Origin of the sequence: Mycobacterium sp. smrl_JER01, assembly GCF_048513595.2 — a bacterium.
Taxonomy (GTDB): Bacteria; Actinomycetota; Actinomycetes; order Mycobacteriales; family Mycobacteriaceae; genus Mycobacterium.
Map to the genome: position 1 here is coordinate 2,275,048 of NZ_JBLXXK020000001.1, position 12,030 is coordinate 2,287,077.

The following is a 12,030-nucleotide window of genomic DNA, read 5'->3' on the forward strand; positions in this document are numbered from 1 at the left end:
CAGCGCTGTCATCGGGCACGACCGGTTGCGGCTTGCGTTGATGCTGTGCGCGGTTCGTCCCGACATCGGGGGAGTGCTGATCCGCGGCGAGAAGGGCACCGCCAAATCCACTGCGGTGCGCGGACTCGCCCAGGTGCTGTCCGCCGCGTTCCGGGCGGCCGGTGACCAGGGTGGGCAGCTGGTGGAGTTGCCGATCGGCGCGACCGAGGACCGGGTCGTCGGATCGTTGGATCTGCAGAAGGTGCTCCGCGACGGTGAGCAAGCGTTCTCGCCGGGACTGTTGGCCCGGGCCCACCGCGGAGTGCTCTATGTCGACGAGGTCAACCTGCTGCACGACCATCTGGTCGACGTGCTCCTCGACGCCGCCGCCATGGGCCGGGTGCACATCGAGCGCGACGGTGTGTCGCACAGTCACGACGCGCGGTTCGTGTTGATCGGCACGATGAATCCCGAAGAGGGCGAACTGCGCCCGCAATTGCTCGACCGCTTCGGTCTCACGGTGGACGTACAGGCCTCCCGCGACGTCGACGTCCGTGCCGAGGTGATCCGGGCCCGGCTGGCCTACGAGGCCGACCCCGCCGGATTCGCCGACCGCTACGCCGATCAGGACGCCGAGTTGGCGGACCGCATCGCCCGGGCCCGTGCGCTGGTTGCCGATGTGGTGTTGCCGGACAAGGAGTTGCGGCGTATCGCAGCGCTGTGCGCAGCGTTCGACGTCGACGGCATGCGTGCCGACCTGGTGGTGGCGCGAACCGCGGTGGCGCACGCGGCGTGGCGGGGCGCCACCAGCGTCGACGAAGACGACATCAGGGTGGCAGCCGAACTCGCGCTGCCCCATCGGCGCCGGCGCGACCCTTTCGACGACCCCGGACTCGACCCGGGACGCCTCGACGAGGCGATGCAGCAGGCCGGCGACTCGGCCGACGGTGCGGCGGGCCCCGACCCCGAGCCGGAACCCGACCCACCCGGCGGCGGAATGCCCGAAACGCCGGACAGCGATGGTCCCGAAACTTCGGGCAACGGGGCGGCCGAAGCCCAAGTCCCGCCTGAAACGTCGGCGCAGCAGGGCAATTCGGCCCCGCAGACCCGCCAAAGCGCTCCGCCGTCGCTGCCCTTCACCGCCAGGGCGCTCGTGGTGCCGGGGGTGGGTGAGGGTGCTCCCGGCCGGCGCTCGCGGGCGCGGAACCGCACCGGCACCGTCATCTCGGCGGCTTCGGACCCACACACCGGTCACGGGATGCACGTGTTCGCAACGCTTCTCGCAGCAGCGGGCCGGCAGCGGCGGCCCGGCGCGCTGCGTCCGTCCGCCGACGACGTCCGCCGTGCGGTCCGGGAGGGGCGCGAGGCCAACCTGGTGATCTTCGTCGTCGACGCGTCGGGATCGATGGCGGCCCGGGACCGGATGTCGGCGGTCGGCGGCGCGACGCTGTCCCTGCTGCGGGACGCCTACCAGCGCCGGGACAAGGTCGCGGTGATCACCTTCCGGCAGCAGGACGCCCGGGTGCTGCTGCCGCCCACCACGTCGGTGTACATCGCCAGCCGCAGGCTGGCGCGATTCGACACCGGTGGCCGGACCCCGCTGGCGCAGGGCCTGTTGGCGGCACGCGACATGGTGGTCCGGGAAAGGGCCAGGGACCGCGCCCGTCGCAGCCTGGTCGTGGTTCTCACCGACGGGCGGGCCACCGGTGGGCCCGACCCGCTCGGCCGGACCCGAAGCGCTGCGGCGCGACTGGTCGCCGAGGGTGCCGCGGCCGTGGTCGTCGACTGTGAGACGTCCTACATCCGGCTCGATCTGGCGCAGGATCTGGCCCGACAGCTCGGCGCTCCGGCGATCCGCCTCGACGAGTTGCGGGCCGACAATCTGACCGCCCTGGTGAAGGCGCAAGCCGGCCGGGGCGCTGCATAGGAGGGTGAGGCGATGCCGCAAGGGCAACCGCTGACGGTCCCTGACGACGGTCTGACCACCAGGGCCCGGCGCAACGCCCCGCTGTTGGCGGTGCACACCGGTCCGGGGAAGGGCAAGTCGACCGCCGCGTTCGGGATGGCGTTGCGCGCCTGGAACCAGGGTTTCGACATCGCGGTGTTCCAGTTCGTCAAGAGCGCGAAGTGGAAGGTCGGCGAGGAGACCGCGTTGCGCGAACTCGGCCGGGCGCATGACGAGCGTGGGGTCGGTGGTGCGGTGCAGTGGCACAAAATGGGTTCTGGCTGGTCGTGGACGCGTAAGGCGGGCTCCGAGATCGACCATGCCGCGGCGGCGGCCGACGGGTGGGCCGAGATCGCGCGCCGCCTCGACGAGCAACGGCACGACTTCTACGTGCTCGACGAGTTCACCTACCCGCTCAAGTGGGGGTGGGTGGACGTCGAGGAGGTTGTCGCCACGCTCGCCGGGCGGCCGGGCTTTCAGCATGTGGTGATCACCGGGCGCGACGCCCCGCAGGCACTGCTCGATGCCGCCGATCTGGTCACCGAGATGACGAAGGTGAAGCATCCGATGGATTCGGGGCGCAAGGGCCAGAAGGGGATTGAGTGGTGACGGCCGGCCAAAGAGCGACCGAGCGTGCGCAAAGTTCGCGATTTGTGCGGCGTGTCGCCTGCAGACACGCACGTTCGCGGGTGGGGGGAGCGTGAGTACGCCGGCGGTGGTGATCGCCGCGCCGGCATCCGGAAACGGGAAGACCACGGTGGCCACCGGGCTGATGGGCGCTCTGCGCGCGGCAGGCCGGCGGGTGGCGCCGTTCAAGGTCGGGCCCGACTTTATCGACCCCGGCTACCACGGTCTCGCCGCAGGCCGTCCGGGACGCAACCTCGACCCGGTGCTCGTCGGGGAGTCGCTGATCGGGCCGCTGTTCCGGCATGGCAGTGACGACGCCGACCTCGCCGTGGTCGAGGGGGTGATGGGTCTTTTCGACGGGCGCATCAACGGTGCCGCGCCGGCGGTCGGCGCCGCGCAGGGGTCCACCGCCCATGTCGCGGCGCTGCTCGGTGCACCCGTGGTTCTCGTCGTGGACGCACGCGGTCAGAGCCACAGTGTGGCCGCGCTGCTGCACGGCTTCGCGACCTTCGACCGCACGGTGCGGCTCGCCGGGGTGATCCTCAACCGGGTGGGCTCGGCCCGCCACGACGAGGTCTTACGTCAAGCGTGTGACCAGGCCGGGGTCGCAGTGCTGGGATCGATCCCGCGGGCCGACGAACTCGCCGTCCCGTCGCGTCATCTGGGCCTGGTCACCGCCGTCGAACACGGGCGACATGCCACCGCCGCCGTCCGGGCGATGACCGAGCTGGTGGCCCGGCACGTCGACCTGGACGCCGTGGTCTCCGTCGCCGCAAGTCACGTGGTCGACCCACCCTGGACTCCGGCGCAGTTCCCGGTCCCGGACCGGCCGGTCACCGTCGCACTCGCGGCGGGACGGGCCTTCTCGTTCGGCTACGCCGAACACCGCGAACTGCTCTCGGCGTCGGGAGCCGAGGTGGTGGATTTCGACCCGCTGTCGGAGCCGCTGCCTGCAGGCGCGGCCGCGCTGGTACTGCCCGGGGGCTTCCCCGAGGAGTTCGGACCCGAGCTGTCGGCCAACGACACGGTGCGCGCGCAGATCCGGGCACTGGCCGCCGGCGGGGCACCGGTACACGCCGAATGCGCCGGGCTCACCTACCTGGTCGACGACCTCGACGGACACCCGATGTGCGCGGTGCTGCCCGGTTCGGCGATGTTCACCGAATCGCTGACGCTCGGCTACCGCGACGCAGTCGCGGTGACCGGCTCCGCGCTGCACGACATCGGTGATCGGGTGACCGGACACGAGTTCCACCGCACCACGGTGGCGTTCGCTGCGAGCCGGAACCCGGCCTGGCGGTACTCCGGTCGGGGCGGGCAACTCGTCGACGACGGCGCGGTGTGTGACGGTGTGCACGCCGGATACCTGCACACCCACCCCGCTGCCGGCCCTCGCGCGGTCGCCCGCTTCGTGGCGGCCGCGGCAGCCTCTAAGCTCGCCGGGTGATGCGCACGCGAGGAGAACGGTGAGTTCCGAGAACGCCTATCTGGTGGGTCTGCGCCTCGCCGGCAAGAAGGTGGTCATGGTCGGCGGCGGAACGGTCGCCCAGCGGCGACTGCCGCTGTTGGTCGCCAGCGGTGCCGACGTCCACGTCATCACCAAGGCGGCCACTCCGGCGGTCGAGGCCATCGAGGGAATCACCCTGACGCTGCGTGAGTTTCGCCATGGCGACCTCGACGGCGCCTGGTATGTGATCGCCGCCACCGACGATCCCGAGGTCAACGCCGAGATCGTCGCAGAGGCCGACAGCAGGCGGGTGTTCTGCGTGCGTGCCGACATTGCGATCGAGGGCACCGCGGTCACGCCGGCGACCTTCGACTACGAGGGACTCTCGGTCGGGGTGCTGGCCGGCGGTGAGCACCGGCGCTCCGCCGGCATCCGTACCGCGATCCGGGAGGCTCTGCAGCAGGGACTCATCGGCGTCGACAGTGCTGAACAACCCGGTGCGGCCAAAGGGACCGTCGCTCTGGTCGGTGGCGGTCCGGGAGATGCGGAACTGATCACCGTGCGGGGCCGCCGGCTGCTGGCGCATGCCGACGTGGTCGTCGCCGACCGGCTGGCACCGCAGGATCTGCTCGCCGAGCTCTCGCCCGACATCGAGGTCATCGACGCCGCGAAGATCCCCTACGGGCGGGCGATGGCGCAGAACGCGATCAACGACGTGTTGGTCGCACGGGCCCGGGAGGGCAAGTTCGTGGTCCGGCTCAAAGGTGGTGACCCGTTCGTGTTCGCGCGCGGATACGAAGAGGTCATCGCCTGTGCGGAGGCCGGTATCCCGGTCACCGTGGTGCCCGGTGTGACAAGTGCCATAGCGGTGCCCGCGCTGGCCGGTGTTCCGGTCACCCACCGCGGTCTCAACCACGAGTTCGTGGTGGTCAGCGGCCATGTTGCGCCGGACCACCCCGAATCGTTAGTCAATTGGGATGCGTTGGCCGCGATGAGCGGGACGATTGTTTTGCTGATGGCCGTGGAGCGTATCGAGCTGTTCGTCGACACCTTACTCAAAGGCGGCAGACCTGCAGATACGCCGGTGCTGGTGGTTCAGCACGGAACCACAGCTGCGCAGCGGACTTTGCGGGCGACCCTCGCGGAAGCCCCGGAACGCATCCGGGAGGACGGTGTCCGTCCCCCCGCAATCATCGTGATCGGGGCGGTGGCCGGCTTCGACGCTTAGAGCATTCTTAAGATTACTGTAAGGTAACCCGTTATGACGGCTCTCAACGATGCGGAGCGTGCCGCCATCCACCGTGATGCTGAAGGTAGTGAGAAGCGAAGCCAGGGCAAGGCTTCGGGCAAGGCGCTGCCCGCCCGGGTCCCGGGCGTCGGTGAGACGGCAGGCGGCCGCGGAGGAGATGGAGCACGAATCGGCAGGTCCCCGGCGTGGTTGCCGTCCCGGCGCTTCATCGCCGCGGTCATCGCCATCGGCGGCATGCAGCTACTGGCGACGATGGACAGCACCATCGCCATCGTCGCGCTGCCCAGGATCCAGGACGAACTCAGCCTGTCCGACGCCGGCCGCAGCTGGGTCATCACCGCCTATGTGCTGACCTTCGGCGGGCTGATGCTGCTGGGGGGCCGCCTCGGCGACACCATCGGCCGCAAGCGGACCTTCATCGTCGGCGTCACTTTGTTCACCATCGCCTCGGTGCTGTGCGGCATCGCCTGGGACGAGACCACCCTGGTGACCGCCCGCCTACTGCAGGGCGTCGGCGCGGCCATCGCATCCCCGACCGCGCTGGCGTTGATCGCCACGACGTTCCCGAAGGGTCCCGCACGCAACGCGGCCACCGCGGTGTTCGCCGCGATGACCGGCGTCGGATCGGTGATGGGCCTGGTGGTCGGCGGCGCGCTGACCGAGGTGTCCTGGCGGCTGGCGTTCCTGGTGAATGTGCCGATCGGTCTGCTGATGATCTATCTGGCCCGTAAGACGTTGCGCGAGACCCATCGCGAGCGGCTGAAGCTCGACGCCGCCGGTGCGCTGCTGGCAACAATGGGCTGTACAGCCGCGGTGTTCGCATTTTCGATGGGGCCCGAGGCCGGGTGGGTGTCGCCGGCCACTCTCGGGTCCGGTGTCGCGGCGATCGGCTGTCTGCTGGCATTCCTGTGGGTGGAGAGAACCGCCGAGAATCCGGTGGTCCCGTTCGTGCTCTTCCGCGACCGCAACCGGGTGGCCACCTTCGCCGCGATCTTCCTGGCCGGCGGTGTGATGTTCACGCTGACCGTGCTGATCGGGCTGTACGTCCAGGACATCATGGGCTACAGCGCCCTCAAGGCCGGTGTCGGGTTCATCCCGTTCGTGGTCGCCCTCGGTATCGGGTTGGGTCTGTCCTCGGCGCTGGTGTCGAAGTTCCCGCCCCGGGTGCTGGTCATCGGCGGTGGCGTGTTGGTGCTGGCGGCGATGCTCTACGGCTCCACGCTCGACGCCGACATCCCGTACTTCCCGAACCTCGTGCTGCCCATCACGATCGGCGGTCTGGGCATCGGCATGATCGTGGTGCCGCTGATGATCTCGGCGATCGCCGGTGTCGGCTTCGACCAGATCGGTCCGGTCTCGGCGATCGCACTGATGCTGCAGAATCTCGGCGGCCCGGTCGTGTTGGCCATCATCCAGGCGGTGATCACCTCACGCACGCTGTACCTGGGTGGCACCAACGGTCCGGTCAAGGACATGGACGCCGCGCAGCTGCACGCGCTGGACCAGGGCTACACCTACGGGCTGCTCTGGGTGGCAGCCGTCGCCGTGGTCGTCGGCGCGGTTGCGCTGTTCATCAAGTACACCGCCGAGCAGGTCGCACACGCCCAGGAAGTCAAGGACGCGCTCGACGCCGGCGAGCTGTAACGCCGGCGCTCGACGGCTCCGCTCTCCGTCCGCCCGGGACCTGCGCGCCTCCAGTGGCGGTGCAGGCGGGCCGGCGCGATGCCATCAGTAAGGTGTTCGCCTGTGATCACCCGCATGTCCGAGCTGTTCCTGCGCACCCTGCGCGACGACCCGGCCGACGCCGAAGTGCCGAGCCACAAGTTGCTGATCCGGGCCGGCTACGTGCGCCCCGTCGGCCCCGGGCTCTACAGCTGGCTGCCGCTGGGCCTGAAGGTGCTGCGCAAGATCGAACGCATCGTGCGCGCCGAGATGAACGCCATCGGCGGACAGGAGATCCTGTTTCCGGCGCTGCTGCCGCGCGGCCCCTACGAGACCACCAACCGCTGGACCGAGTACGGCGACACCCTGTTCCGGCTGCAGGACCGGCGCGGCAACGACTATCTGCTGGGGCCCACACACGAGGAGATGTTCACCCTCACCGTCAAAGGTGAGTACTCGTCGTACAAGGATTTCCCGTTGCGGCTCTATCAGATCCAGAACAAGTACCGCGACGAGGCCAGGCCGCGAGCGGGCATTCTGCGCGGCCGTGAGTTTCTGATGAAGGACTCCTACTCGTTCGACATCGACGACGACGGGCTCAAGAAGGCCTATGTCGCCCACCGTGAGGCCTACCAGCGGATCTTCGATCAGCTCGCAATCCGCTACGTGATCGTGTCGGCGGTCTCCGGGGCGATGGGCGGCAGCGCCTCTGAGGAGTTCCTCGCCGAGAGCGAGGTCGGGGAGGACACCTACGTGCGCTGCCTGCAGTCCGGGTTCGCGGCCAACGTCGAGGCCGTCATCACCACCGCACCCGATCCCGTCCCGGCCGAGCAGATCGCCGGGCTGCCGGACGCCGTCGTCCATGACACCGGGGACACCCCGACCATCGCCACACTGGTGCAGTGGGCGGACGGCGCGGATCTGCCCTCCTTCGCCGGCCGCACCGTCACCGCTGCCGACACCCTCAAGAACGTGCTGTTGAAGGTGCGCGAGCCCGGTGGTGACTGGGAGTTGCTCGGCGTCGGCCTGCCCGGAGACCGTGAAGTCGACGACAAGCGACTCGGGGCCGCGCTGGAACCCGCCGAGTACGCCCTGCTCGACGACGGTGACTTCGCCAGGCACCCGTTCCTGGTCAAGGGTTACATCGGCCCGAAAGGATTGGCGGCCAACGGGGTTCGCTATCTCGTCGACCCAAGGGTGGTGGACGGCAGTGCCTGGATCACCGGTGCCGACGAGCTGGGCAAGCATTACGTGGGCCTGGTCGCCGGGCGGGACTTCACCCCGGACGGCACCATCGAGGCCGCCGAGGTGCGCGAGGGCGATCCCTCCCCGGACGGCGCGGGTCCGCTGGTCGCCGCGCGCGGCATCGAGATCGGTCACGTGTTCCAGCTGGGCCGCAAGTACGCCGATGCGTTCGGGGCCGATGTGCTCGGCGAGAACGGCAAACCGGTGCGGCTGACCATGGGCTCCTACGGCATCGGGGTGTCCCGGCTGGTCGCGGTGATCGCCGAACAGCACCACGACGACCTTGGGTTGCGCTGGCCGGCCAGCGTTTCACCCTTCGACGTGCACGTGGTGATCGCGAACAAGGATCCCGACGCGCGCACCGGAGCCACCGAACTGGCCGCCGAGCTGGACCGGCTCGGCGCCGACGTGCTGCTCGACGACCGGACCGCCTCACCCGGTGTGAAGTTCAAAGACGCCGAACTGCTCGGCGTTCCCCGGATCGTGGTGGTAGGCCGCGGCTGGGCCGACGGGATCGTGGAACTGCGGGACCGGTTCGGCGGTGAGTCCCGCGAGATCCCGGTGGACGGCGCGGCCGCCCAGATCAGCGCCGCGCTCACCGGCGCCGCGCCGTAGCGTCGGTCTACTCGGCGCCGCCGGGGAACGGCACGGTTGCGGTGGTGTCGCCGCGGATGACGCGCCACCGCGCCGCGGTGATCGCGCACTCGGTCAGCGCGCCGACACCGTAGGCCCGCACCGCGGTGTCGGTGGCCTGTTCGACGACGGCGCGCCACGCCACCGCGGCGTCCTCCTCCATCCGGATCGCCATGTTGACCGCCTCGGTGGGCGAGTCCACCTCGGCCGGCAGCTGGTATCCCGCGGCGGGCAGCGGCGCGTCGACGCCCCGCTCGGCCAGCAGGGCGATGGCCGCCTCGCGGCGCGCCCGGTGCTGGGCCATGGCATCCGACACCAGGTAGTTCACATCGGGTGTGGAGTGCGCCGATACCAGGCCGTAGCCGTAGATGGTGGCGTGTTCGGTGGCGATCGCGTCGAACAGCGCCCCGTCGGCCGCATCGTCGGGACGAGCCGGCAGCGCCGGTTGCGGCGTGGTCATCGTGAGCCTCCGGCGCCGGCCAGCGCGACCGTGAAAGCGGTGGTGCACGCCGCGGCGATCGAGGCCAGCAGGCCGGCCCGGTATCCGGTCAGCGTCGCCGCGGCCCGGGTCGCACTGTCGGCGGACGTGCGCAGCGCACCGATCACGTCGTCGACGGTCGGCGGCGGCACCGGGTCCGAGCCGGGGGCCGCCGATGCAGTGCCGGACGTGACGGTGGTGGTGGCGGCCGGGTCGGTTGTCGGTGCGGGGTGCCCGGTCATCCGCACGATCTCTTCTGCCAGTGCCTCGGCGTGAGCGGCACGCTGCGCCGCCACGTCGGTCAGCGCGTCGGCAAGCTGGCCTCGAGATCCGTCGGCGACATCGGCGGCCAGCCGGCTGTCGGAACGGGCCCGGTCCAGCGCCGTGGTGAGGTCGGCCAGCTCCGGGGGAGGGGGTGGGGCGCCACAGGCCGAGACACCGAGGCCCAGCACGGTGAGCGTGGCCGCGCCGACCAGCACGTGTCGACGGCTGACGGTCGGCGGGCTGCTCGGCACGCCCACATCCTGCCATCCGCACCCCGGCGCGCGACGTTGCCGCCCGCCGGGCCGTGCGTGCTTTTGGTCGTTGGGCCCCCCGACGCTGGCGTATCGTGGTGTGTCGGAATCGCAGGAGATCTCCTGCGCACCGGGTCCGGACAACTCAAGACGAGGAGCTCGCCGTGGCGGAGCGGTCAACGGGATTACCGTCGCAACGACAGGTGGTCGAGCTGCTCGATGGCGAGTTCACCCGCGCCGGATACGACGTCGAGGATGTGGTGATCGACACCGCGTCCCGGCCGCCGCGCATCACCGTGGTGACCGACAGCGACCACGGCCTGGATCTCGACGCGATCGCCGAACTGTCCCGGACGGCATCCGAGCTGCTCGACGGTCTCGACTCCGCGCCGTACGTCCTGGAAGTGACCTCCCCGGGGGTGGACCGGCCGTTGACGACCGAGAAGCACTACCGCAGGGCCCGGGGACGCCTGGCCGAGCTGACGCTGGCAGACGGCTCGACGCTCACCGGCCGCATCGGCCGGGTCGGTGATGCGACGGTGGGCGTGGTGCTGCGCGAAGCGCGCAATCACCTCTCGGTTCGTGACATCGCGCTCGACACGATCACCAAAGCTGTTGTCCAGGTGGAGTTTTCACCGCCCAATCCGCGTGAATTGGAATTGGCCGGCGTCTCCGGAGAGGAAGCCTGAACGTGAACATCGACATGGCGGCGCTGCATGCGATCGAGGCCGACAAGGGGATCACCGTCGATGTGGTGGTCGACACCATCAAGTCGGCGCTGCTGACGGCCTACCGGCACACCGAGGGCCACGAGCCCGATGCACGCATCGACGTCGACCGCAAGACCGGCGTGGTCAAGGTGATCGCCCGACAGACCGACGAAGACGGCAATGTACTGCACGAATGGGACGACACCCCTGAAGGGTTCGGCCGGATCGCGGCGACCACGGCGCGTCAGGTCATCCTGCAACGTCTCCGCGACGCCGAGAACGAGAAGAACTACGGTGAGTTCGCGGCCCGCGAGGGCGACATCGTCGCCGGGGTCATCCAGCGCGATGCGCGGGCCAATGCCCGTGGACTCGTGGTGGTGCGGATGGGCAGCGAGACCAAAGGTTCCGAAGGGGTGATCCCCGCCGCCGAACAGGTGCCCGGTGAGCGCTACGAACACGGTGACCGGCTCCGGTGCTACGTCGTCGGGGTGACCCGCGGCGCCCGGGAACCGCTGATCACGCTGTCGCGGACGCATCCGAATCTGGTGCGCAAGCTGTTCTCGTTGGAGGTGCCCGAGATCGCCGACGGGTCGGTGGAGATCGTCGCGGTGGCCCGCGAGGCCGGCCACCGCTCCAAGATCGCCGTGGTGTCCAGGGCGCCCGGGCTCAACGCCAAGGGCGCCTGCATCGGCCCGATGGGACAGCGGGTGCGAAACGTGATGAGCGAGTTGTCCGGCGAGAAGATCGACATCATCGACTACGACGAGGATCCGGCCCGATTCGTGGCCAACGCCCTGTCGCCGGCGAAGGTGGTGTCGGTGACGGTCATCGACGAGGCCGCGCGGGCGGCGCGGGTCATCGTGCCCGACTTCCAGCTCTCACTCGCCATCGGCAAGGAGGGGCAGAACGCGCGACTGGCGGCCCGGCTGACCGGCTGGCGTATCGACATCCGCAGCGACGACGCGGCCTCCGACCGGCAGGCAGGCCCCGCCGGTCACGCACCCCGTCCGGACGCCTCGTCAAGCGCACCGGACCCGCGCTGACCGGCGCCACCGGTCGGCATCGGGCACCGGTTTTCTTTTCCGGACTGCGGTGACGGTAGACTCAGCTGTGATCCAGCGCGAGACATCGGCTCGGATACCGAAAAGCACCATCGACCCCTCGGGTGGACCGGTGCGGACCTGTATCGGATGCCGGAGACGAGAGCTGGCTGTCGAAATGCTCCGGGTTGTCGCTGTCGAGGCCGGGAACGGCGAATACGTCGTGACCGTCGACGCAGCGAGACGGCTTTCCGGGCGGGGCGCATGGCTGCACCCCGACCCCGGCTGTCTGCAGGCCGCAGTTCGACGGCGAGCGTTCGCCCGAGCGCTACGGATCACCGGTTCACCGGACATCACCGCGGTGTCGCAACGTCTCCTCAGCGGGGACGGACACGGCACACGCGGGCTAGAGAACAGGTAAGCGAAGAACATGAGCACACCGTGAAGTCTCGATGACCATGCGTCATAGCTAACCCGAGGCGCGGCGCCTACCACCGCTG

The 12,030-nt window shown here is 69.8% G+C and carries 10 protein-coding genes and 1 pseudogene; 9 read left to right on the forward strand and 2 right to left on the reverse strand.

Going from position 1 to position 12,030, the window contains the following annotated elements; translation table 11 throughout:
• Positions 1–40 precede the first annotated feature (40 nt).
• The 6 genes from ACNUDN_RS10720 (at position 41) to ACNUDN_RS10745 (ending at position 8,769) form a co-directional block, all read left to right on the forward strand.
• Complete coding sequence (locus ACNUDN_RS10720) at positions 41–1,906, forward strand: magnesium chelatase subunit D family protein (RefSeq protein WP_419125110.1); 1,866 nt, start codon at positions 41–43, stop codon at positions 1,904–1,906.
• A gap of 12 nt (positions 1,907–1,918) precedes the next feature.
• On the forward strand, positions 1,919–2,533 hold the full coding sequence (cobO, locus tag ACNUDN_RS10725) for a cob(I)yrinic acid a,c-diamide adenosyltransferase (RefSeq protein WP_419121916.1): 615 nt from the start codon (positions 1,919–1,921) through the stop codon (positions 2,531–2,533).
• 91 nt (positions 2,534–2,624) lie between these two features.
• Positions 2,625–3,998: a cobyrinic acid a,c-diamide synthase CobB gene (locus tag ACNUDN_RS10730; RefSeq protein ID WP_419121917.1), complete on the forward strand. Its 1,374-nt coding sequence runs from the start codon at positions 2,625–2,627 to the stop codon at positions 3,996–3,998.
• A gap of 19 nt (positions 3,999–4,017) precedes the next feature.
• Positions 4,018–5,226, forward strand: a complete 1,209-nt coding sequence (gene cobA, locus ACNUDN_RS10735; RefSeq protein ID WP_419121918.1) for a uroporphyrinogen-III C-methyltransferase — start codon at positions 4,018–4,020, stop codon at positions 5,224–5,226.
• A gap of 33 nt (positions 5,227–5,259) precedes the next feature.
• A complete protein-coding gene (locus ACNUDN_RS10740) occupies positions 5,260–6,891 on the forward strand; it encodes an MFS transporter (RefSeq protein ID WP_419121919.1) in 1,632 nt (543 codons plus the stop codon).
• A gap of 102 nt (positions 6,892–6,993) precedes the next feature.
• The gene (locus tag ACNUDN_RS10745) at positions 6,994–8,769 is read left to right on the forward strand and encodes a proline--tRNA ligase (RefSeq protein ID WP_419121920.1); all 1,776 of its coding nucleotides are present in this window, start codon (positions 6,994–6,996) and stop codon (positions 8,767–8,769) included.
• Between the two features lie 7 nt (positions 8,770–8,776).
• Here the strand turns inward: ACNUDN_RS10745 and ACNUDN_RS10750 are convergent, their stop codons facing one another.
• Together ACNUDN_RS10750 and ACNUDN_RS10755 are read right to left on the reverse strand one after the other, a co-directional pair.
• A complete protein-coding gene (locus ACNUDN_RS10750) occupies positions 8,777–9,247 on the reverse strand; it encodes a ferritin-like domain-containing protein (protein WP_419121921.1) in 471 nt (156 codons plus the stop codon).
• Complete coding sequence (locus ACNUDN_RS10755) at positions 9,244–9,780, reverse strand: hypothetical protein (protein ID WP_419121922.1); 537 nt, start codon at positions 9,778–9,780, stop codon at positions 9,244–9,246. The genes ACNUDN_RS10750 and ACNUDN_RS10755 overlap by 4 nt, the downstream gene beginning before the upstream one ends.
• 164 nt (positions 9,781–9,944) lie before the next feature.
• On the opposite strand from ACNUDN_RS10755, the gene rimP reads away from it, so the two are divergent.
• The 3 genes and pseudogenes from rimP to ACNUDN_RS10770 all read left to right on the forward strand — a co-directional run bounded on the left by rimP (position 9,945) and on the right by ACNUDN_RS10770 (position 11,951).
• Entirely contained in the window at positions 9,945–10,469 is a 525-nt protein-coding gene (gene rimP / locus ACNUDN_RS10760) for a ribosome maturation factor RimP (protein ID WP_419121923.1), read from the forward strand.
• Positions 10,470–10,471: 2 nt separating this feature from the next.
• Positions 10,472–11,489, forward strand: a pseudogene (nusA, locus tag ACNUDN_RS10765) (transcription termination factor NusA); the annotation flags it as partial.
• A gap of 219 nt (positions 11,490–11,708) precedes the next feature.
• A complete protein-coding gene (locus tag ACNUDN_RS10770; protein WP_419125111.1) occupies positions 11,709–11,951 on the forward strand; it encodes a DUF448 domain-containing protein in 243 nt (80 codons plus the stop codon).
• Positions 11,952–12,030 lie beyond the last annotated feature (79 nt).